Origin of the sequence: Embleya sp. NPDC059213 (assembly GCF_042754445.1) — a bacterium.
Lineage (GTDB): Bacteria > Actinomycetota > Actinomycetes > Streptomycetales > Streptomycetaceae > Embleya.
On sequence record NZ_JBHZAV010000158.1, the window covers coordinates 1 to 21256 of the forward strand.

General features: G+C 72.7%; 17 protein-coding genes. 8 read left to right on the forward strand and 9 right to left on the reverse strand.

The genetic code is table 11. The features are described from left to right. Nucleotides 1–80: 80 nt before the first annotated feature. The 4 genes from ACFXMF_RS36990 to ACFXMF_RS37005 form a co-directional block, all read right to left on the reverse strand. Nucleotides 81–611, reverse strand: coding sequence for a DUF3060 domain-containing protein (locus ACFXMF_RS36990; protein WP_379990343.1), 531 nt, complete (start codon nt 609–611; stop codon nt 81–83). 116 nt (nt 612–727) lie between these two features. Beyond that, a complete protein-coding gene (locus ACFXMF_RS36995) occupies nt 728–1627 on the reverse strand; it encodes a sensor histidine kinase (protein ID WP_379990342.1) in 900 nt (299 codons plus the stop codon). Further along, nucleotides 1624–2349 carry a response regulator transcription factor gene (locus ACFXMF_RS37000; protein ID WP_360315222.1) on the reverse strand — a complete coding sequence of 242 codons (726 nt, stop codon included), beginning with the start codon at nt 2347–2349 and terminating at the stop codon, nt 1624–1626. Before ACFXMF_RS37000 ends, ACFXMF_RS36995 begins: the two co-directional genes overlap by 4 nt. Nucleotides 2350–2446: 97 nt before the next feature. Then, a complete protein-coding gene (locus ACFXMF_RS37005; protein WP_360315220.1) occupies nt 2447–2671 on the reverse strand; it encodes an MbtH family protein in 225 nt (74 codons plus the stop codon). Between the two features lie 335 nt (nt 2672–3006). On the opposite strand from ACFXMF_RS37005, the gene ACFXMF_RS37010 reads away from it, so the two are divergent. Continuing rightward, nucleotides 3007–3807 carry an alpha/beta hydrolase gene (locus tag ACFXMF_RS37010; protein ID WP_360315218.1) on the forward strand — a complete coding sequence of 267 codons (801 nt, stop codon included), beginning with the start codon at nt 3007–3009 and terminating at the stop codon, nt 3805–3807. A 15-nt stretch (nt 3808–3822) separates the two neighbouring features. On the opposite strand, the gene ACFXMF_RS37015 is transcribed toward ACFXMF_RS37010, so the two are convergent. The 5 genes from ACFXMF_RS37015 to ACFXMF_RS37035 form a co-directional block, all read right to left on the reverse strand. Continuing rightward, on the reverse strand, nt 3823–4017 hold the full coding sequence (locus tag ACFXMF_RS37015) for a hypothetical protein (RefSeq protein ID WP_360315216.1): 195 nt from the start codon (nt 4015–4017) through the stop codon (nt 3823–3825). A gap of 7 nt (nt 4018–4024) precedes the next feature. Then, a complete protein-coding gene (locus tag ACFXMF_RS37020; protein WP_379990341.1) occupies nt 4025–6106 on the reverse strand; it encodes a radical SAM protein in 2082 nt (693 codons plus the stop codon). A gap of 52 nt (nt 6107–6158) precedes the next feature. Then, nucleotides 6159–7265, reverse strand: a complete 1107-nt coding sequence (locus ACFXMF_RS37025; RefSeq protein WP_360315212.1) for a hypothetical protein — start codon at nt 7263–7265, stop codon at nt 6159–6161. Nucleotides 7266–7378: 113 nt separating this feature from the next. Further along, nucleotides 7379–7738 carry a hypothetical protein gene (locus ACFXMF_RS37030; protein ID WP_020548415.1) on the reverse strand — a complete coding sequence of 120 codons (360 nt, stop codon included), beginning with the start codon at nt 7736–7738 and terminating at the stop codon, nt 7379–7381. Nucleotides 7739–7781: 43 nt separating this feature from the next. Further along, nucleotides 7782–8171: a hypothetical protein gene (locus ACFXMF_RS37035; RefSeq protein ID WP_360315210.1), complete on the reverse strand. Its 390-nt coding sequence runs from the start codon at nt 8169–8171 to the stop codon at nt 7782–7784. 470 nt (nt 8172–8641) lie between these two features. Between ACFXMF_RS37035 and ACFXMF_RS37040 the strand changes: the two genes are divergently transcribed. The 7 genes from ACFXMF_RS37040 (at nt 8642) to ACFXMF_RS37070 (ending at nt 21111) form a co-directional block, all read left to right on the forward strand. Beyond that, complete coding sequence (locus ACFXMF_RS37040) at nt 8642–10945, forward strand: TOMM precursor leader peptide-binding protein (protein WP_379990340.1); 2304 nt, start codon at nt 8642–8644, stop codon at nt 10943–10945. A gap of 136 nt (nt 10946–11081) precedes the next feature. Beyond that, entirely contained in the window at nt 11082–12578 is a 1497-nt protein-coding gene (locus ACFXMF_RS37045; protein ID WP_360315206.1) for a SagB family peptide dehydrogenase, read from the forward strand. Next, on the forward strand, nt 12562–13377 hold the full coding sequence (locus ACFXMF_RS37050; RefSeq protein ID WP_360315204.1) for an HlyD family efflux transporter periplasmic adaptor subunit: 816 nt from the start codon (nt 12562–12564) through the stop codon (nt 13375–13377). The genes ACFXMF_RS37045 and ACFXMF_RS37050 overlap by 17 nt, the downstream gene beginning before the upstream one ends. After that, entirely contained in the window at nt 13374–15638 is a 2265-nt protein-coding gene (locus ACFXMF_RS37055; RefSeq protein WP_360315202.1) for an NHLP family bacteriocin export ABC transporter peptidase/permease/ATPase subunit, read from the forward strand. Before ACFXMF_RS37050 ends, ACFXMF_RS37055 begins: the two co-directional genes overlap by 4 nt. Nucleotides 15639–15819: 181 nt before the next feature. Beyond that, a complete protein-coding gene (locus tag ACFXMF_RS37060) occupies nt 15820–18846 on the forward strand; it encodes an NHLP bacteriocin export ABC transporter permease/ATPase subunit (protein ID WP_379990339.1) in 3027 nt (1008 codons plus the stop codon). A 52-nt stretch (nt 18847–18898) separates the two neighbouring features. Next, on the forward strand, nt 18899–20284 hold the full coding sequence (locus ACFXMF_RS37065; protein WP_379990338.1) for a cytochrome P450: 1386 nt from the start codon (nt 18899–18901) through the stop codon (nt 20282–20284). Further along, on the forward strand, nt 20281–21111 hold the full coding sequence (locus ACFXMF_RS37070; protein ID WP_360315198.1) for a methyltransferase domain-containing protein: 831 nt from the start codon (nt 20281–20283) through the stop codon (nt 21109–21111). The genes ACFXMF_RS37065 and ACFXMF_RS37070 overlap by 4 nt, the downstream gene beginning before the upstream one ends. Nucleotides 21112–21256 lie beyond the last annotated feature (145 nt).

A 21256-nucleotide genomic window follows, 5' to 3' on the forward strand; every position in this document is an offset into this window, starting at 1 on the left:
CCGAGGCTCGCGGGCGTGGTCCGCCGCGGCGCGCGATCGCATCGCGTGTGCGACGCGATCGCGCCCGGCGTCCGGATGGCTCACCTGGTGAAGATCTTGTTGCTGGTGCCGTTGTCGATGATGTCGGGCTTGCTGCCGTCGGCCTTGACGCCGTACATCAGCAGGTGGTTCGAGCCGGTCACGGTGATCTTGTCGGCCCACGCCACCTCGACGGTGTGGTCGGCACCCGAGATCGTCATCTCGCGGCAGAAGCCGGTCAGGGTGACGTTGATCTCGTTGCCCTCGATCCGCACGTCCTTGCCGGTGCAGTCGGCGGTCGGCTGGGCGCCGGTCCCGGAGATGACCAGCGCGTCGCGGTGCGTGTTCGGCGCCGCCGGCGTGGTCTGCGGCGTCGTGGCCTTGCCCGTCTTGGGCGCGCCGGTGGCCGAGGTCGACGGCGGCCCGCTCGCGGCGGCCGGCACCGATGCGTCCGTGCCACTCCCGGGGGCGGTCGGGGCGGCCGAAGGCGCCGAGGAACTGCTCTTCTTCTCGACGCCGGCCTCGCAGGCGGTGGTGCCGATCGCGACGGTCGCGGTGATCAGGATCGCGGGCAGTACGGTACGGATACGCATTTCGAGTCTCTCCCCCAGTTTCGCCAGGCCGCTTCGGCCTGTGCCCTCCACGCTAGGGACCGCGTGTCGCGCCGGTGTGGCAGGCATCTACCGGCTCTGCGACATCACCGACACGGTCACGAGGTGGGCAGCCGCAACCGCACGACGGTGCCCGACTCGGGCATGCTGCGCAGTTCGGTACGACCGCCGTGGCGATGCACGACCGCCTGCACCAGGGCCAGGCCCAGCCCGCTGCCCGGCGTCCCACGTGCGTCGCTTCCGCGCACCAACTCCTCCCAGACCGTGGGGAGTTCGTCGGCCCGGATGCCGCGTCCGGTGTCCGCGACCTCGACCACCACATAGCCGTCCTCGGCGAACGCGCGCAGTTCGATCGCGCAGCCCGGGTCGCTGTACTTGACCGCGTTGCCGACCAGGTTCTCCAGGGCCAGCTCCAGCAGGTCCGGGTCGCCGGCGAGGGTCGGCAGCGGCCAGGGCACGCGGGGTACCGAGACGCTGATCCGCCGGTCCGCGCCGCCCGGCAGATCCCGACCGGTCTCGCCGGCGGCGTCCAGCAGCACCGCGACGTCCACCGCGACGCGTTCCAGCGGGCGTGATTCGATGTCGGCGAGCTTGCGCAGGTCGCCGGTGATCCGGGCCAGCCGGGCCACCTGTTCCCCCACGCCGGCCAGCGGGCCGTCCGGGTCCGAATCGGCGCCGCCGGCGGCCAGGTTGGCCAGGCCCAGGCGCATCGCGGTCAACGGGTTCTTCAGTTCGTGGTCGAGTCGGCGCAGGAAACGGTGGTGCTCGGCCGCCGCCTCGGCCCGGGCCCGCTCTGCGGCTCGGGTGATGCGTTCGCGTACGTCGATCACCACCACGACCGCGCCGGCCGCGAGCAGACCGAGCACGAGCACGCCCAGGACCGGGGCGAAGCGCACGTAGACCCGCCGGTCGTCGCCGAACACGGCGGCGGCCACCAGCGCGGCGACGAAGGCCGCGACCACCGCCGCCGCCAGGCCGATCCGACGCCGGCGGCTCATTCGGCGGCCTCGACGCGCGGCACGAAGCGGTAGCCCTCGCCGGTGACCGTCTCGATCCAGCGGGGCGCGCCGGAGTCGTCGCCGAGCACCCGGCGCAGCTCCGCGACACGGTTGTCCACCGCCCGGGTGGTGCTCGCCGACTCCCAGCCCCACAGCACCTCCATCAACCGCTCCCGGGAGAGCAGTTCGTCGGGGTGGGTGACCAGGTAGTCGAGCAGCGCGCCGGCCTTCGGGGTGAGTGTCAACTCGCGATCGCCCAGCCACGCGCGGCGCGCGGTACGGTCCACCCGAAGCGTCCCGGCCCGCACCACCCGGGCGCCGGCCAGCGGTGGCAGGCCGCGGCCCGAGCGGCGCAACAACGCGCGCATCCGGGCCACGAGTTCGTACGGGTCGAAAGGCTTGTTGAGGTAGTCGTCCGCGCCTTCCTCCAGAGCCATCGCCCGCTCCGTCGACTCGCCGACCTGGGTGAGCAGGATGACCGGGATCCAGGCTCCCGAGCGCCGGATCCGGCGCAGCACCTCGCGCCCGTCCAGCAACGGCATGAGCACGTCGAGCACGATCAGATCCGGTATCGGCTCGGCGCTGCCGGCGGCGAGCGCCGCCGCGCCGTCGTGCACGATCCGTACGTCGAACCCGGAACGCTCCAGCAGCGGCCCCAGTTGTGCGGTGATGGCGACGTCGTCGTCCGCCAGCAGCACCGCGGGCCGCCTCGCCTCGTCCATGGACACCCGTGCCCCACCCCCGTCGGTCCGGGACGAGGATAGGGGAGGCGCGGGCGTCCCCGGGCGGGAAACGTCCGGCCCCGGGACCGGACGCGCCTCAGCCGTTCGCCGCGCGTGCCTCGATGGCCTCGATCAGGCTCTTCGGGCGCATGTCCGTCCACGATTGTTCGATGTAGTCGAGGCATTCCCCGCGGCTCGCCTCGCCGAAGGCGACCGTCCACCCGACCGGCAGCACGGCGAAGACCGGCCACAGCGAGTGTTGTCCCTCCTCGTTGACCAGCACCAGGAACCTCGCCTCGGTGTCGTCGAAGGGATTCGTCATCGTGTCGTCCGTTCTCTCGGGAATCGGCGACGGCTCGGGGTCGGCCGCGCCTGCCGGCTCGATGGTGCTGCGGACCACTGTGGCCGACCCGTCCGGGCGGCATCAAGGGCGCGCGCCCGTCGACCTTTCGGATGCCGCCGCCGCGACCGGGCAGCGCCGCGCCGCTCCGGACGGCGTGCCAAATCGCCGCGTGGCAGCGGGCGTTGCGCGGATACCATGGTCGATCGCGGCGAGCCGGCCGGTTCGACGCCCGCCACGGTCGGGACACGTACGCTCGGGCCGGCGCGGCCCGGGAGCGGGATCCCGTTCCCGATGTCGAACGGAACTCAGCGACCATGCCCTACCTGTACGCCAATGGCATCCGTCTTTCCTACGAGCGCTCCGGCAGCGGGGAAAGTGTTCTTCTGATCATGGGTTCGGGGGCCGCGGGTCGGGTCTGGACCATGCATCAGACACCCGCGTTGCATCGTGCCGGCTTCGAGACGATCGTCTTCGACAATCGGGGCATCGCGCCCTCGGACGTGCCACCGGGGAAATATTCGCTCGCCCAGATGGTGGCCGACACCAAGGGCCTGATCGACGCGTTGGATCTGGCTCCGTGCCGTCTCGTCGGGCTCTCCCTGGGCGCCCTGATCGCCCAGGAACTCGCGGTGCGCCACCCGGAGTCGGTGCACAGCGCGGTGCTCGTCGCCACCCGGTCCCGGGCCGACGCCCTGCGGCGCGCGCAGACCCTCGCGGACCGGGCCCAGACCCGGGCCGATGCGCCCGTGCCGGCCTCCTATCGCGCGTTGAACACCGCGCTGCTGATGTTGTCACCGACCACGCTGAACGACGACGACTCGGCCGCGACCTGGCTGGAGGTCTTCGAGTTGGCCGGCGACCCGGACGGCTCGGGTGGCCAGGCGTGGGTGGACCTGGACATGGATCGGCGGGAGGAGCTGCGCCGGATCACCGTGCCGTGTCGAGTGGTGGCGTTCGCCGACGACCTGGTGGCTCCCGTGCATCTGGCCGCCGAGGTGGCCGACGCGATCCCGAACTGCGACCTGGTCACGATCGCGAACGCCGGCCATCTGGGCCACCTGGAACGGCCCGAGGAGGTCAACGCGGCGATCGTCGAGTTCCTGCAGAAGTACTGAGCGGGATCGAGGCGTTCACCCGGTCGTCGGTGGGTCGCGCGGCGGCGGCCGGTGCGAGGGTCGGCGGCGACCGGAGACCGTGAACAACACGCCGAGCAACATGCCGCCGACGACGCAGACCACGACGCCGGCTCGGGTGTTCAGGAGGAAGGCCAGGACGATCGCGGTGGCGTAGAGCATGGGGGCGGTGACACGCACGGTGCGGTTCATGGCTGCCTCAGTGGAGCGTGCGGGCCGAAAGCGGCCGGTCGGCGGATCGGGCGGTGGTCGTGCAGTCGTGCACCGGCCGGCCGCTGCCGTGCCAGACGGACAGGGCGTAGGCGCTGAACGGGTAGTGCACCCGCGCCTGCGGCACGGTGACCCGGCCCCGGATCGAGTCGGCGGGATCGGGGTCGGCACCGGCCGACTCGTCGTCGGCCGGCGGCACGTCGCCGTGTTCGCGCAGGATGGCCCACAACGCGCCGGGCACGGCGAACTCGTGGTCCTCGGCGACCTTGTGGATGCCGGCCCGGAACACCGCGGCCGCGGCCAGGTCCAGGCCGGTCACCCGGTCCAGGTCGGCGCGCTCGGGCAGCCGGGCCGCCACGACCGGGTCGGCGCCCAGGTGTTCGTAGAGGAAGTCCACGGCCGCGTGGGCGTGTTGCCGGGCGCGCTCGGGGTCGCGCACCATGCGATGCAGGATCGCCTGGTAGTGCATCTCCTCGTGGATCGTCTCGGTGCCCAGTTCGGCGTACAGCGCCTCGCGCGGGAAGGTCTCGGGCGTGCGCCACGAGCGGGTGTAGTCGGCGAACCAATAGGCGGCGATCGGGTCGGGGTCGCCCGCGCGCAGGTGTTCGCCGAGCGCGGCGACCAGGTCGACCGTGCGGGTGCCGGTGGTGTGGGCCAGCACGCGCAGGGTGCAGCGCAGCAGGCACTTGTGGAACAGCGTGAGCGGGATGCGCAGTTCCATGCCGCGCAGCCAGTCCTCGAAGTCCATCCGGGCATGCCCGGTGACCACGTCCGCGATCAGGTCGGTGTTGCCGGGGTCGCACGGCAGTCGGCGGGTGGTCAGCGCGTGCTCGTCGCGGAAGCGCGCGTGGGTGTAGTCGGTGTTGTTGAGCAGCAACAACGGGTAGACCACCGGAGATCCACCGGCGGCGACCGCCTCCTCGACCCCGTCCAGGTGGGTGGCCAGCGACTCGCCGGGCAGGCCCCAGATCAGGTCGGTGTAGGTGGGGATGCCCCGATCGCGGAACTGCCGTTGCATGCGCCGGTAGTTGTCGACGCGGATGTTGGTCCGGTTGGCCAGTTGCAGCACCTCGGCGTCGAACGACTGCGCGGACAGCGTGATCGCGCCGGTCAGCCCGGCCCCGTGCAGGATCGAGGCGATCTCCACGACGCGCCCGTTGGTGTTCTTGGCCCAGTTGGTCATCACCAGCAGCCGTTTGCCGTGTCGCGCACACAGCTCGACCAGATGCCGGGCGATCTCGGTGTCGCGGGGCAGGATGCCGAAGTTGGCGTCGGCGATGAACAGTTGGGTGCCCTGGCCGACGTTGGCGACGATCCGGTCGAGTTCGGCGCGGATGCGATCCAGCGAATACCGGCGGACCTTGGAGTTGGTCGCGCCGCCCCAGTAGCAGAACGCGCACGAGTAGGGGCAGCCCCGGTTGGTCTCGTAGACGATCATCCGGGACGCGGCCAGGTCCCGGTCCGACCACACCCGCGGGTCGAGCAGGGCGGAGGGGAGCGCGTCCAGGTCGGTGACCCGGGGCGCGTCGGCGGTGTCGATCGGGCGCCCGTTCGGTCCGGGTCGGCTGATCCCGGGGATCCGGGCCAACGCGGCGGCCGGTTCCGGGTCCGTGAGCGGGGCGTCGGGGTGCGCGAGGAAGGCCCGCAACAGGTCCCGGAAGCGCAACTCGCCCTCACCGTGCACGAGTACGTCCACCCAGGGCGCCTGGGCGAACAGCTCGCGCTGCTGGTGGGTGACGTCGTTGCCGCCGACCACGATCCGGCAGCGCGGCCAGCGCTCCTTGACTTGCCGGGCCAACTCCAGCGTGCGTACCCGGTTCCAGAAGTAGACCGTGAAGGCGACCACGAGCGGATCGTCGAGGCCCTCCGGCACCGCGAGCACCCCCGCTCGGGAGCCGCCCTGGAGGTGCACGTGCTTGTGGAAGGTCACCGCGGCGGCCACTTCGGGGTCGGCCTGGGCCGCCGCCTGGAGCTGCCCGAGCACGGCGCTGTAGCGCACGCCGGGCATCACGGTCAGCTCGACCAGATGAACCTGCCGACGGCGAGCCGATGCGACGGGCGACGACGACATTCGGGGTCTCCTGACGCGAGGGGGCGGCGGGCATGGTGCGGTGCGGTGCGGGTCAGGTGACCGAGAGCGCGTAGTCGCCGTAGGCGATGAGCTGTACGCCGGTGCCGGGCGCGGCGGCGGGCGGGATGTGGCTGAGCGAGACCACCAGTCGATCGATCACGAACTGCGGCGCCTTGGCTCCCTCCGGGCTGCCCGCGAGCGCGGCCTCCCGGCTGCCCGCGTCCAGCGGCACGCCGTCCTTGCCGCCGGCCGTGGTCATCGTGTCCCGTACCTGGACGGCGGTGAAGGCGAGCACACCGCCGTCGCGGGTGCGCAGCAGGAACGTCGGGTAGCGGGGCCCGTCGGCGGGGATGCCGCGCTCGATCAGGCATCCCTTGGCGCGCAGCGCCTGCACGCCGGCGGTCCAGCCGCCGGTGACCTGCCCGGTCAGCGTCCTGGTCGGCGACAGTGGCACCTTGGGGTCGCGTTTGCCCTGCGCGTAGTCCTGGTAGGCACGACCGAGCGTGGCCGGGTCGGCGAGCAGCGCGGCGGTGTCGGTGACCGCGGGGGCGCCGCCGGCGGCGTCCTGTTCCAGTTCGGGGATCTCCGAGCGGTCGGTGACGAACGGGTAGTAGGCCACCTTCCACGGCGCGCTCTCCCGGTCCTGGACGAACAGCAGGTACTTGGGCGACGGGGAGACCGTGTCGGACTGGAGCAGTTGGGTGATGGCGACGAAGAACTTCGGGTAGCCGGTCACTCGGGGGAAGACGAATCTGGGGTGCACGTAGCCGGTCGTGGGGACCACGATCGCCTGGGACTTGGCCACCTGGATTCCGGCCTTGCTGCCGGTGGCGGCGGGCGGCAGCTCGATCGTGTCCACCGCGGCCGGATCCAGGCTCGCGTTGATCCGGGTGTTCGCCGCGGCGTATTCCTGGAGCAGTCGGCCCGCCTGTTCGACGCTCACCGGGGGCGGGGCGCCCTGTGGCTTGGCCGGCTTGGGGTCGGCGGGCGTCTCGCCGCAGCCGGCCAGTGCGGCACCGGCGAACAGCAGGACGGCGGCGAGCACGGCCGAACGGCGGCGGACGCCCGAAGTCGCCCGGCGGGCGGGGCCGGGCGTCGAGGTCTCGCGCGCCGACGACGGGCGCGGTGCGCGCACATCCGGCGCGGCTGGTCCGGGCATGTGTCTCCGCCTCGGGTCGGTGGAACGGGGCGGTTCCGACGCCGCGGGAGGACGACTCCCGAGGCGGCGGAACCGGGTGTGCGGGTGAATCAGGTGTGCGCACCCACGTTCGGTCAGGTGCTGGTGCAGCACGGCGAGCACGAACAGCTGTACGCGTCGCCGCCGGCGACCGAGTCCAGGTCGGCCTCGGACAGTTCGCGCGTCTCCAGCAACGGCGAGTCCAGCACCCACAGTTCGTACCGACCGGTCTTCGCGCCCTCGGTCCAGGCGCGCACCTGGGCCTCCAGGTCGGGCTCGCCGCCGGCCTCACGAATGATGTCGATCGTGGCGCCGGCGGGCAGTTCGAAGCCCATCTCCGCGAGGGCGGCTCGCGGGTCCGCTTCCAATCGTGCCGCGTAGTCGTCGTCCGACCACGCCGAGGTCAGCACCTTGGCGTAGAAGCCGACGAACGCGGCTCTTTCCCTGGGCTCCACGCGAGCCCTCCTCTCCGCGACGCCGGTGGGGCCGACTGCCGGCTCAGGTGCAGCAGCAGCACGGGGAACAGCAGCAGCAGTACACGGTGCCGTCCGGATTGTCCGGCGTTTCCAGGCCACCGCCGGCGACCGACTCGAGGTCGGCCTCGGAGAGCTCGCGCAGCTCGATCTGCGGCGAGTTGGGCACCCGCAGCTCGTACGAGCCGGTCTCGGCGCCGCTCTCCCACAGCTCGACCTGGGCCTCCAGGTCCGGCTCGCCGCCGAGGTTGCGCACGATGCGCACCGTGGCGCCGGCGGGCAGTTCCAGGCCGTGCTCGGCCAGCGCGCTGCGCGGGTCGTTCTCGAGTCGGGCCGCGTACTCGTCGTCCGACCAGGCCGCGGTCAACACCTTCGTGTAGGACCTGACGAACGCGGCCCTGTCCCTGGGGTCCATCCGAATCTCCCTCACTGGAATCCGACTTCGGGTCGCGCAGCAAATTCCGCGCCGATTCGCATCGGTCCGGAATAACGGTGTCCCACCTGTTCGGCGCCCTGTGCACGCCGGTTTCGGATCGACGTCGGCTGCGATACCGGAAGCATGCTGAGACCGCTGCGGCGCGTCAATGCCCGAATTCCTAATTGCCGGATCCCCTGCTTAGGACCCCCCTCCCCCACCCCCGGACCCCTGCCTCCCGCAGGTCAACGCGACCGTCCGGCAGGCTAGTCGAGGCACCCCCCAACGTTAGGAAACACCCTCCGATAGACATCCGCGGTGCACCCCCATACCCGAGTGCGCAACCACCGCAGAAACAGCGGGGAATCGCCGAAACGACCTTGTCCGGGCGCCTTGGCGGCGGCTAAGAATTACCGGCAGCAGCCGTCGACAGCCGCTTGTTCGATTTCGACTACGCCGGGAGAGAATTCGTGGACCTGCCTCGTCTCAAGGCACATCTCGTCGCTCGCGCCTTCGGTTCCGACCGGGTCTTCCTCGTCTGCGAGGACGGCCACTACCTGGTCCAGGGCAAGGCGGTCACCGCCGTGCTGCCGTACCTGGACGGGACGCACACCATCGCGGAGATCGCCGAGAAGCTGGCCGAGCGCTTCACGATGGGTGAAGTGGTCTTCGCCGTCTCCAAGTTCCAGCGCTTCGGCCACCTGGTGGACGGCGCGGTGGGCGAGGACCGGGCCGTCGCCGCGGCCTGGGAGGGCCTGGGACTGGACACCGCGACGGCGCTGCGCCGGCTCGGCGCGGCGCGGATCGAGGTGGCCGCGTTGGGTGCGGTGGACGCCGCCGCCGTGGTCGCCGCGCTGCGCGAGATCGGCGCGACGGTGACCCCGGTGACCCCGGCCGAGGTGGGCGCCGACGTGGCCGAGGGGCGGCACGGGCCGGACCTGACGGTGGTGCTCACCGACGACTACCTCGACCCCCGGCTGAACGCGATGGACGCCAGGTTGCGCGCCGCGGGGTTGCCGTGGCTGCTCGTCAAACCGACCGGGGCCGAGGTGTGGACCGGCCCCTACCTGGTGCCCGGGCGGACCGGCTGTTGGCACTGCCTGGCCCATCGGCTGGCCGGCAACCAGCAGGTGGAAACCTTCCTGCGGCGCCGCGACGACGGCACCGTCGCCGACGACCCGATCCGCACGTCGCTGGCCGCCACCGCGTGGTCGGTGGGGCTGTCCGCACACCTGGTCGCGGCGACCGCCGCCGAACTGCTGGCCGGCGGCCGCTCCGAGTACGAGGGCGTCCTGGTCTCGCTGCACGTGGCCGGCCGCCGGCTGGAGCAGCATCGGCTGATCCGGCAGCCCCAGTGCCCGGGCTGCGGCGACCCCGCGCTGCTGCTCGACCGCGATCCCAGGATCGAACTCGCCGACCAGCCGGTGGTGTTCGACGACGAGGGCGGGCACCGCACGATGCGCCCGGACGACACCTTCAACCGCCTGGAGAAGCACATCGGCCGGTTGCTGGGTGCGGTCAGCTCGCTGCGCCTGCTCAACAACGTCGACAACGGCGTCACCTTCAGCTACGCGGCGAGCCACAACTTCGCGGTGCCCGGGCGCAACATCGCGATGTTGCGGCGCAACCTGCGCGGACAAAGCGGCGGCAAGGGGCGCAGCGACGTACAGGCGCGCGTCAGCGGGGTGTGCGAGGCGATCGAGCGCTACTCGGGTGTCTGGCGCGACGACCGGTCCACCGAACCGGGCTCGTTCGCCGAACTGGGCCCGGACCTGGCGGTGCACCCCTACGACCTGCTGCTGTACTCGGACACCCAGTACGAGACGCGCGAGACGTGGAACCGGGAATCGGCCGGCCGGCTGCATCTGGTGCCCGAGCGTTTCGACGAGGCCCGGCGCCTGCACTGGTCGCGCGCGTGGTCGCTGACCGAGGACCGGCCCCGGCTGGTACCGGCCGGGTACTCCTGGTTCGGCCACCCGGACCTGCACGAGCACTTCTTCTGCTTCAGCGACGGCAACGGCAACGCGTCCGGCAACACCCTCGAAGAGGCGATCATGCAGGGCCTGTTCGAGAGTTGCGAGCGGGACGCGGTCGGCCTGTGGTGGTACAACCGGGCGCTGCGCCCGGGCTTCGACCTGGACTCGCTGCGCGAGCCGTACGTGGACACGCTGCGCGAGTTCTACGCCGGGATGCAGCGCACCCTGGAGGTCGTCGACATCACCACCGACCTGGGGGTGCCCACCTTCGCCGCGGTCTCGCGGCGCGTCGATCACCCGGTGGAGGACATCCTGCTGGGCTTCGGCGCGCACCTGGACGTGCGGATCGCGGTGTTGCGCGCGCTCACCGAGGTCAACCAGTTCCTCCCCGCGGTGATCAACCGCAATCCGGACGGCACCACCAGGTACTGGGAGGACGACCCGCACACGCTGGCCTGGCTGCACACCGCCACCGCCGAGCGGGAGCCGTGGGCGTTGCCCGCGCCGCACCTGCCGGCCACCACCCTGGCCGGCTACGGCACGCTGCACAGCGGCGACATCGCGCGCGACATCCGCGACACGGTGGACCGGCTGCGTGCGGTCGACCTGGAGGTGATCGTGCTCGACCAGTCGTTGCCCGACCTGGAGTTGCACGTGGCCAAGGTGATGGTGCCGGGGTTGCGGCACTTCTGGCGCCGACTGGGTCCGGGCCGGATGTACGACACACCGGTGCGGCTGGGCTGGCTCGACGCGCCCACGCCCGAGGCCGAGCTCAATCCGTACAGCGTCTTCTTCTGAGTGCACCGGGTGGCCCGCGGGCGCGGCCTCGTCCCGCGCCCCGGGCCCGCTCCGGTCCGGCCTCGCGCCGCCGGACCGGCCGCGCCCGCTCGCCTCGGCGCGCCCCCGTTCCGGCCCGATCCGTCCCGGAGGTTCCATGACCAGCCTCGGTATCCCGCCCGCGGCGGCGGTCGCCGCACCCGCCGAGTCCACGCCGGTGGAACGCATCGCCCTGCACCCCGGTGTGCGGGTGCGCACCGCGGCGGACGGCGCGACGTTGTTGTTCCTCGGCCCGCGCGGGCTGGGGCTGGGCGTGCTCGCGCCGGGCGTCGCGGCGGCCCTGGCGCTGCTCGCCGCACACCCGTGCGACGAGGACGACCTGCACCGGGCGGTGCTCGGGTGCGACGGCGAGGCGGCGTTGCTCAAACTGCCCGTGCTGCTGCGCCGGTTGCGCACGGGCGGGTGGCTGAGCATCCACCTGGAGGTGGCCGGCCGGCCGCTGCTGACGTTGCGGCCGCTCGCGCCGTCCTCGCCCCCGGCCGCGCGCGGCGCCGCGGTCGAACGAAAGCGGCTGCGGCTGTCCCGTTTCGCGGTGCTGCGGCGCGACGGCGAACACGCGGTGCTGGAGTCGCCGTTGGCCCCGGTCGCCGCCGAACTGCCGGATCCGGCGCTGGCCGCGCTGCTGGCCGGCCTGCCGCACCGGCTCGACGGGGCGACGCCGGGCATCGAGCGGGCGCTGGACCTGCTGGCCCGGCACGGCCTGTTGGTGGATCCCGAGGCCGAGGACGCCGACCCGGACCGGGCCCAGTGGTCGCCGCACGAGTTGTGGTTCCACGGCCGCACCCGGGCGGGGCGGCACGACCTGCCGTATGGCGGCACCTACTGGCGGGCCGGGTCGACCGAGCCGCTGCCCGCGGTGCGTCCGCCGTTCGCCGGGCCCGCGATCGAGCTGCCGCGCCCGGACCTGGACGCGCTGCGCGGCACCGACCCCACCCTCACCGAGGTGTTGGAGGGCCGCCGCTCGATCCGCGCGCACGACGACGCGGCGCCGCTGACCCTGGAGCGGCTCGGCGAGTTCCTGTACCGCTCGGCCCGCAATCGGGCGATCCTGCACGAGGAGCGGCAGGAGATCGGCGACCGGCCCTACCCCTCGGGCGGACGCTGCCACGAGTTGGAGCTGTACCCGCTGATCAACAACGTCGAGGGCGTCGCGCCCGGGCTCTACCACTACGACCCGCAGGGGCATCGCCTGGAGCGCGTCGCCGAGCCCGGCCCGGCGGTGCACCGGTTGTCCGAGGTGGCCCGCGCGACGTCGTTGATGGCCACGCCGCCGCAGGTGGTGCTGGTGGTGAGCGCGCGCTTCGGCCGGGTGATGTGGAAGTACCAGACGATGGGCTACGCGCTCGTGCTCAAGCACGTGGGCGTGCTCTACCAGACCATGTACCTGGTCGCCGCCGCGATGGGGCTGGCCGCGTGCGGACTCGGCGGTGGCGACTCCGACATGTTCGCTCTGGCCACCGGCAATCGTTGGGAACACGAGGGCAGCGTCGGCGAGTTCCTGCTCGGCACGATCGGCCCCGAGCCGGCCCGCGGCGAACCGGAACACCCCGAGCGGGCCGGCCCGGCGGGAGGCCGCGATGCACTTTCGTCGTGAGGCGCTGGAGGCGCTGAAGGCCCCCGAGGAACTGGACGCACCGATCCGGCTGGCCCGCCCCCGAGCGTGGGCCCTGCTGCTGGCGCTGGCGCTGCTGGTCGGCTGCGCCACCGTGTGGTCGGCGACCGGCACGCTGCCGCGCAAGGTGCGGGTGCCCGGCATCCTGACCCACCCGCTGGGCGTATCGCGGGTGCAGAGCCCGCAGACCGGCCTGGTGTCCAACCTGTTCGTGGACTCGGCGACGTTGGTGCCCAAGGGCACCCCGGTGTTGTCCGTGGTCGACCAGCAGGGCGCGACCCAGATCGTCCGGGCGCCGTTCGCCGGCCGGGTGATCGGCGTCCTGGTCTCCAGCGGCCAGTACATCGCGGTGGGCACCACGTTCATGACCGTCGAGCGCACCGACGCCAACGACGACCGGCTGCTGGCCACACTGTTCGTCTCGCCGCGCAGCGCCGGGATGTTGCGGCCGGGCACCCACGTGGACGTGTCCGTGCAGTCCGCGCCGTCCCAGGCGTTCGGGCTGCTGCGCGGCCGCATCACCGCGATCGACCAGTTTCCCTATACCGCCCAGCAGGTGGCCGACTTCCTCGGCGGCGACCAACAGGCCGCGGCCCGGTTGTTGTCCGCCGGGGGCGCGGTCCGGATCACCGTCGACCTGGAGACCGATCCGCGCACGCTGAGCGGCTATCGGTGGACCAACAAGTCCGGTCCGCCGTTCCGGATCGACTCGCAGACCCCCATCACCGGCTTCGCCCGCCTGCCGGGCGAACGCCCGCTCGATTGGCTGCTTCCTGGATGACCACCACCTCGTCCCCGCCGGCCGGGGCACCCGCCGAGCCGCCCGCCCCGGCCGAGCGCGGACGCCGCGAGTCCGGCGACCGTCCGACGTCGGTCCGCACGCCCACGGTCATCCAGTTGGAGGCCGTCGAGTGTGGTGCCGCCGCGTTGGCCATGGTGCTCGCCCACTTCGGCCGCCATGTGCCGCTGGAGGAGTTGCGGCACGCGTGCGGCGTCTCCCGGGACGGCGCCAAGGCGGCGAACCTGCTGCGCGCCGCGCGCGCGTACGGACTGATCGCGCGCGGCATGCAGATGGAGACCGCGGCGCTGCTGCGCGGCCGGCCGCCGGCCATCCTGTTCTGGCGGTTCAACCACTTCGTGGTCTACGAGGGCCCGGCCCGCCGGCTGGGCCGTCCGGTGATCCGCCTCAACGACCCGGCGCAGGGCCGACGGGTGGTCACTCCCGAGGAGTTCGACGCCGCGTTCACCGGCATCGTGCTCACCTTCGAGCCCGGCCCGGACTTCCGCCGCGGTGGGCATTCGCCGCGGCTGCTCACCGATCTGCGGGCGCGCTATCGCAGCAGCGGCGGCGCGCTGCTGTTGGCGTTGCTGGCCAGTCTGTTGCTGATCCTGCCCGGGCTGGCCACGCCCGCGTTCACCCGGGTGTTCATCGATCGGGTGCTCACCGGCGGCGACCACTCGTTCCTGCCCGCGCTGCTCACCTCGATGGGGTTGGCGGCGGCGGTCACGATCGGGCTGACCATGCTGCAGCAGACCCATCTGTTGCGGGTGGAGTCCGCGTCCTCGATCCGCAGTTCGGTACGGGTGGTGCGGCATCTGCTGCGGCTGCCCGTGGTGTTCTTCACCCAGCGCAGCCCCGCCGAGATCGGCAAACGGGTCTCCTCCAACGCCACGATCGCCCAGATCCTGTCCCGCGACGTGGCCACCACCGCGGTCGGCACCCTCCTGGTACTGGTCTACGCCGGCCTGCTGTTGACCTACGACGTCCAGCTCGCCGTGATCGGGGTGGGCGTGGCGATGCTCAACATCGTGGTGCTCAAGCTGGTCTCCCGGATGCGCACCGACACCGTGGCCCGGCTGCGCGCGGATCGCTCCGGGCTGGTCGCCGCCTCGTACAACGGCCTGCAACTGATCGAGACGCTCAAGGCCACCGGCGCCGAGGGCGACTACTTCAAGCGCTGGGCCGGGTTCCAGGCCCGGGTGGTGTCCGGGCAACAACGTCTGGGCGCGCCCACCGCGATGCTGGCCGTGGTCCCCCCGATGCTGGCCGCGGTCGACAGCGGTCTGCTGTTGTGGATCGGCGGACTGCGGGCGATCGACGGGCACATGTCGATCGGCCTGCTGGTCGCCTTCCAGACGCTGGTCACCTCGTTCAGCCGACCGGTGGCCCAACTGGCCAATCTCGGGCCGCGTCTGCAGGACGTCACCGCCGACGTGAATCGGCTCAAGGACATCGAGAAGTTTCCGCCGGCGCCCGAGTTCCTGGAGGACGAAACGGCTCGCCGGGCCCGGTTCGGCAACGGTCACGAGCACACCCCGGTGCTCGCCGGCCGGATCGAACTCGCCCACGTCACCTTCGGCTACAGCCCGTTGGGCAAACCGCTCCTGGACGACTTCTCGCTGCGGGTGGGCCCCGGCGAGCGGGTCGCCCTGGTCGGCGGTTCGGGCAGCGGCAAGTCCACGGTGAGCCGGTTGATCGCCGGCCTGTACGAGCCGTGGAGCGGGGAGTTGCTCTTCGACGGCCGGCCCCGCCGGGACTATCCGCGCGACGTGATGGGCACCGCGGTCGCGTTCGTGGACCAGGACATCTTCCTGTTCGAGGGCACCGTGCGCGACAACGTGACGCTGTGGGACGACTCGATCCCGGACGAAGCGGTGGTGGCCGCGCTGCGCGACGCCGCCGTGTACGACGTGGTCGCGGCGCGCGCCGGCACCATCCACAGCGCGGTGTCCGAGGGCGGCCGCAACTTCTCCGGCGGGCAGCGTCAACGCCTGGAGATCGCCCGCGCGCTGGTCCGCAATCCCAGCGTGCTGGTCCTGGACGAGGCCACCAGCGCGCTGGACGCGCAGACCGAGGCGACCATCGACGACAACCTGCGCCGACGCGGCTGTGCGTGCGTGATCATCGCGCATCGCCTGTCCACGGTGCGCGACAGCGACGAGATCGTCGTACTCGAACAGGGCCGGGTCGCGCAGCGCGGCGACCACCACACGCTCGCCGCCGTCGCCGGGCCGTACGCCGAACTGATCCGCGACCAGTAGCCGGTTCCGACCCACCGACTCGCCCACGCCCGGGGCGGACGGCATTCACCGGTCCGACACCGGGGCGGCCAGACGCCGTGCCGACACCGGGCCGACCCGACGCCGTGCCGGCCAGACGTCCGGCTTCGGAGAGCGACACGCCTTGTCCGCCACCCGCGCACCGCCCGATGGAGGAAGCACGATGACCGAGCCCCCGCAGGGCTTCGACCCCGCCGAGCCGCCCGACGAGACGCCGTTGGACCTGCGCGTGCTCGGCGACCGCCTGGGGCCCGAGCCGGCCGGTGCCTTCGCGCTCGTCGGCGCGCACGAGGTGTGGTTCGTCACCGCCGGCATGGTGGACGTGTTCGCCACCACCGAGGAGGAGGGCGGCCGCTGGCAGTTCCTGTGCCGGGTGGGTGCCGGCACGGTGTTGTGCGGGGTGCCCCCGGGCGGAACCGCGATGCTGGGCAAGCCGCTGCCCGGCGGCGTGGTGCGCACCGCCGCGCTGGCCGACGCGCTCACCGCCGCCGCCGGGGACGACGCGTTCGCCGGGTGCTTCGCGCTCGGTCTGGATCGCGGCCTGGGCGCGCTGGCGGACGCGGTGCGCCTGGGCCTGCCGCCGCGTACCTTCACCGCCCTGGAGGCCGGGGACGGCGCGGAGTTGCCCGCCGGCGGCTCGGCCCGCTCGGTCGAGGGCACGCTGTGGGTGCGGGTGCTCTCCGGCTCGGTGTGCATCGGCGGGCCGAACGAGGACACCGCCGAGTCCGGCGAGCGCGGGCCGGGCACGGCGGCCCGACCCGGCGCGGCGGCCGGCCCGGATGCCGAGGCGGTGCCCGCGGTCGGGTTCGGCGGCCGGCTGGCGATCGGCGCGGCCGACTGGCTGTACTCCGCCGACGGCGCGTTCGTGCACGTGGTACGCACCCGCGACGTGCTCGCGGAGGCCGTGTTCGCCACCGACCTGGCCCGCCACCAGCACACCCTGATGCAGCGCGTGGACGAGCGGCTGCGCGGCCGACGCGGCAACGCGGGTCGCGAGCTGGACGCCCGGCGGCTGGTCGACGCCGAGGCGCTGCGCCGCTCCTCGCGCGCGCTGGGCGCGGTGCTCGACCCCTATCGGCCGGTCCGCCGACCCGGCCTGGACGTGGCGGACCAGGACGACTACCTCGCGGTGGCCCGGGTGGTCGGGCAGGCGGGCGGGGTGCAGGTCACCCGCTCGGGCACCTCGGAGGCCGCCGACGCCCGGCTGGACCCGCTGGAGCGGATCGCGGTGTCCTCCGGCTTCCGGGTGCGCGACGTGCAGTTGGTGGACCGCTGGTGGCGCACCGACTCGGGGCCGCTGGTCGGCCATGTGCGCGCGGTGGACCCGGATACGGACCCGCGCCGCCCGGTCGCGTTGGTGTGGCGGCGGCGGCGCTATCACGTGCTCGACCCGGCCGGCACCGACTGGAAGCCGGTGACCCGGGCGCTGGCCGGCACCCTGGAGCGGCGCGCGACGATGTTCTATCCGGCGTTGCCGGAGCAGCCCGGGGGCCCGCGCGCGTTGTTGCGCTTCGGCGTCCGGGGCAGCCTGCGCGATCTGCTGGTGCTGCTCGGCTGCGGATCGGCGGCGGCGTTGCTCGGCCTGCTGGTGCCGGTGCTGACCGGCAAGGTGCTCGGCGTGTTCGTGCCGCAGGGCGATCGGGCCCTGGTCAGCCGGATGTGCGTGGTGCTGATCGTGTCCGCGCTGTTGGCCGCCGCCCTGTCGGCGGTGCAGAACCTGTCCCTGCTCCGGGTCGAGGGCCGGTTCGAGGCGTCCGCGCAGGCGGCCGTGTGGGATCGGCTGTTGCGCCTGCCCACCGGGTTCTTCGGGTCGGTCTCCTCCGGGTCGCTGAGCAGCGCCGCGATGGGCATCAGCGGGTTGCGCGAGATCCTCAGCGGGGTCACCGCGTTGTTCGTGCCCGCGTTCCTGGTCTTCGTGGTCGATCTGGGGCTGCTGTTCTTCTACAGCGTGCCGCTGGCGCTGCTGTCCACCGGGCTCGCGCTGCTCGGCGGCGCGGTGTGCGCGATCGCCGGGTTGCGGCAGATGCACTGGCAGCGCGAACTGGTCGACGAGGACCACCGGTTGTCCGGCCGCATGTTCCAACTGTTGTCCGGGCTGCCCAAGTTGCGGGTGGCGGCGGCCGAGGACCGGGCGTTCGCGTTCTGGGCGATGGGTTTCGCCCGGGGTCGGATGTTGACCGTGCGCACCCGCCGGTTGCAGAACCTGGTCACCGTGTTCAACTCGGGTTACCTGCTGGTCTGCACCCTGGTGCTGTTCGCGATGGCCGCGGGGCCGGCGGCCGGGCAGTTGGACGTCGGCGACTTCCTGTCCTTCAACGTCGCCTTCACCGTGATGCTCGGCTCGATGCTCCAGATGACCGCGAGCGTGACCATGGTGGCCGCGGCGGTGCCGTTGTACGAGGGCGTGCAGCCGGTGTTGCGGGCGCTGCCCGAGGTGTTGGAGTCCAAGCAGCCGCCGGGCGATCTGTACGGCGGCATCGAGGTCAGCCGGTTGACCTTCGGCTATCACCGGGACGGGCCGCCGGTGCTGGAGGAGGTGAACCTGCGGGCCCGGCCGGGCGAGTTCGTGGCCGTCGTGGGGCCGACCGGCTGCGGCAAGTCGACCCTGCTGCGCCTGTTGATCGGCTTCGAGGAGCCGACCGCCGGATCGGTGCTCTACGACGGCCAGGACCTGGCGTCGTTGGATGTGGCGGCCGTGCGACGACAGTTCGGCGTGGTGTTGCAAAACGGCCAACTGTTCGCGGGCAGCGTGCTGCACAACATCTGCGGGCTGCGCAACTACACCCTCGACGAGGCGTGGGAGGCCGCCGAGATGGCCGGTCTGGACGAGGATCTGGGGCGCATGCCGATGGGCATGCACACCGTCCTCAACGACGGCGCGGTGACCCTGTCCGCCGGGCAGCGGCAGCGCCTGATGATCGCCCGGGCGTTGATCGGGCGCCCGCGCATCCTGTTCTTCGACGAGGCGACCAGTGCGCTGGACAACCGCACGCAGGAGGTGGTCACCCAGAGCACCCGCCGGCTCAACGCCACCCGGATCATCATCGCGCACCGGTTGTCCACGGTGATGCAGGCCGATCGCATCGTCGTGCTCGACGCCGGGCGAGTGGTCCAGCAGGGGCCGCCGGATCAGTTGCTGGCCGACGAGGACGGCCTGTTCCACCGCTTGGTGCAACGTCAGATGGCCTGACCCGCACGCGAGTTCCCGCCCACGCCGGTTCACCCCGCCCTGGAGGTCCGCCATGTCCGAATCCCCCGTACGCCGGCGTCCGCCCGGTCCCGCCGACGAACTCGACCTGGCCGGCATCCGCGACGATCCGTTGGCCTTCCTCACCGAACTCGCCACCGAGTACGGAGATCTGTGCAGTCATCGCACCCGGGGCGAGGTGGTGTGGTTCGTCAATCGGCCGGATCTGGTCCGGCACATCCTCAAGGACAACTACACCGCGTGGACCAAGGCGGGCACCCCCGACGACTTCATGCTCACTCCGCTGCTCGGCACCGGGCTGCTGACCAGTGACGGGCCGGTCTGGGAGCGGCAACGCCGGTTGTGCGCGCCCGCGTTCCGCAGCCGCCAGGTGGCGGCGTTCGACACGCTGATGACCGACGCCGCGGCGGATCTGGCCGACGCGTGGAGCCGGGCCGCGCGGGAGGGTCGGTCCGTCCGGGTCGACCACGACTTCACCGCGCTCACCCTGCGGATCGTCGCGGACGCGCTGCTGGGCGCGGATCTGGCCGCGGCCGGGCCCGGGTTCGGTCGCGCCGTCGACGACATCAACCGCTTCATCGGCCACTTCGACGGCGAGCCGACCGCGCCGGTCGTGGCCGACGCCGCGTTTCGCCGGCTGCGCGGGTCGTATCTGGCCGCGCAGACCTTCCTGGAGCGGGTGGTGGGCATGCTCGTGGCCGCGCGGCGCTACACCGGGCCGCCGCCGGATCGCCTGGCCGATCTGCTGGACGCGATGCTCGCGGCCCGGGACGAGCACGGGGACACGTTCAGCGATCGGGAGTTGCACGATCAGGTGCTGACCATGGTGATGGCCGGGCACGAGACCACCGCCAAGGCGCTGAGTTGGACGGTGCATCTGCTGGATCGGCATCCCGAACACGCGGCGGCGGTCCGGGCCGAACTGGCCCGGGTGTTGGGCGGCCGGCCGCCGCGGGCCGAGGATCTGCCCCGCCTGGAGCTGACCCGGCGCTGCCTGGAGGAGGCGATCCGGTTGTATCCGCCGGTGTGGTTGATCTCCCGGCGGGCCGGCGCGGAGGACGTGCTCGACGGGTTGACGGTGCCCGAGGGCACGCTCGTGTGCATCAGTCCATGGACGCTGCACCGGCACCCGCGGGTGTGGGAGGCACCGGAGGAGTTCCGGCCCGAGCGGTTCGCCGCGAGTGCCCGGCAGGCCCGACCCGCGCACGCCTACGTGCCGTTCGGCGGTGGCCCCCGGGTGTGCATCGGCCAGTCGTTCGCGACCACGGAGGCGGTGCTGGTGCTGGGTACCATCCTGCAACGGCTGGAACTGCGCGGTGTCGTCGGCCATCCGGTGGTGCCGGAGGCGCTGGTGACGCTGCGGCCTCGGGACGGGTTGCTGATGACACCGCACCTGCTCGCGGACGGCGGCACCCGGTGAGCGGCGCGATCCACCCCGGCGGCAGCTACCGGCCGCAGGCCGAATGGGGCGGGTTGCCGGGCGAGGTGCGCCGGCTGGAGACCCAGGCGGAGCTGAGTTGGGCGCACGAGTGGCGGGTGCTCGCCGATTGGGCGCCGGCCGAGGGCGGGGCGGTGCTGGACGCCGGATGCGGTACCGGGGCGGTGACCCGGCGGTTGCGGACGCGACTGGCCGACCCCGGCACCCGGGTGGTGGGGTTGGACGCGGACGAGCGCCTGTTGGCGGTGGCCCGGGCGACCCGACCCGTCGAGGGGATTCGCTACGTGGCGGGCGATCTGGCCCGACCGCCGCTGCCGGCCGCGGGGTTCGACCTGGTGCTGGCTCGGTACGTCTTTCAGCATCTGGCCGATCCGGTCGGCGTCGCGCGCTCGCTGGCGGGCCTGCTGCGGCCGGGCGGCCGGCTGGCCGTCGTCGACGTGGACGCCGGCCTGTGGGGCTGCGCCGAGCCGGATCTGTCGGTGTTCTCCGCCGATGCCTACCGTGCGCTGGGTTCGGCCCAGGCGGCGGACGGCGGGGATCGGTTGGTGGCCCGCCGGCTGCCGCGGATCCTGCGCGCGGCGGGCCTGACGGAGGTCGGCGTACGGCCGTTCGCCTACACCAGCGACGAGGTCGGCGGGGTCGCCGCGCTCGCGCCGCAGTTGTCGCCGGAGCGGTTGCTGCCGCTGGTCGAGCGGGGTGTCCTGGGGGTGGCCGCGTACGCTCGGGCGATGGCCGCGTGGGAACGGTTCGTGGCGCTGGACGGGTTCACCCTGCTGCTGGGCTTCGCCGTCGGCGGGCGGGTGCGCTGAGCCGCGGCGCGCCGGGCCTTCTCCGCTCCGGCGCGCGTCGGCCGAGGGCCGGGGTGCCGGACCCGGGGCACGGGGGGGGGGAGCGGGTTGTGGTGGGGGCGTCGGGCGCTGCGGGTGGGCCGAGGGTGGGCCGCCCCCCACCCCC

What these genes read in the sequence shown, in the direction of transcription:
- ACFXMF_RS37055 (WP_360315202.1), top strand. Translation starts at nt 13,374, where the DNA reads ATGACCACCACCTCGTCCCCGCCGGCCGGGGCACCCGCCGAGCCGCCC.
- ACFXMF_RS37000 (WP_360315222.1), bottom strand. Translation starts at nt 2,349, where the DNA reads ATGGACGAGGCGAGGCGGCCCGCGGTGCTGCTGGCGGACGACGACGTC.
- ACFXMF_RS37025 (WP_360315212.1), bottom strand. Translation starts at nt 7,265, where the DNA reads ATGCCCGGACCAGCCGCGCCGGATGTGCGCGCACCGCGCCCGTCGTCG.
- ACFXMF_RS36990 (WP_379990343.1), bottom strand. Translation starts at nt 611, where the DNA reads ATGCGTATCCGTACCGTACTGCCCGCGATCCTGATCACCGCGACCGTC.
- ACFXMF_RS37050 (WP_360315204.1), top strand. Translation starts at nt 12,562, where the DNA reads ATGCACTTTCGTCGTGAGGCGCTGGAGGCGCTGAAGGCCCCCGAGGAA.
- ACFXMF_RS37065 (WP_379990338.1), top strand. Translation starts at nt 18,899, where the DNA reads ATGTCCGAATCCCCCGTACGCCGGCGTCCGCCCGGTCCCGCCGACGAA.
- ACFXMF_RS36995 (WP_379990342.1), bottom strand. Translation starts at nt 1,627, where the DNA reads ATGAGCCGCCGGCGTCGGATCGGCCTGGCGGCGGCGGTGGTCGCGGCC.
- ACFXMF_RS37045 (WP_360315206.1), top strand. Translation starts at nt 11,082, where the DNA reads ATGACCAGCCTCGGTATCCCGCCCGCGGCGGCGGTCGCCGCACCCGCC.
- ACFXMF_RS37010 (WP_360315218.1), top strand. Translation starts at nt 3,007, where the DNA reads ATGCCCTACCTGTACGCCAATGGCATCCGTCTTTCCTACGAGCGCTCC.
- ACFXMF_RS37035 (WP_360315210.1), bottom strand. Translation starts at nt 8,171, where the DNA reads ATGGACCCCAGGGACAGGGCCGCGTTCGTCAGGTCCTACACGAAGGTG.
- ACFXMF_RS37005 (WP_360315220.1), bottom strand. Translation starts at nt 2,671, where the DNA reads ATGACGAATCCCTTCGACGACACCGAGGCGAGGTTCCTGGTGCTGGTC.
- ACFXMF_RS37015 (WP_360315216.1), bottom strand. Translation starts at nt 4,017, where the DNA reads ATGAACCGCACCGTGCGTGTCACCGCCCCCATGCTCTACGCCACCGCG.
- ACFXMF_RS37020 (WP_379990341.1), bottom strand. Translation starts at nt 6,106, where the DNA reads ATGTCGTCGTCGCCCGTCGCATCGGCTCGCCGTCGGCAGGTTCATCTG.
- ACFXMF_RS37060 (WP_379990339.1), top strand. Translation starts at nt 15,820, where the DNA reads ATGACCGAGCCCCCGCAGGGCTTCGACCCCGCCGAGCCGCCCGACGAG.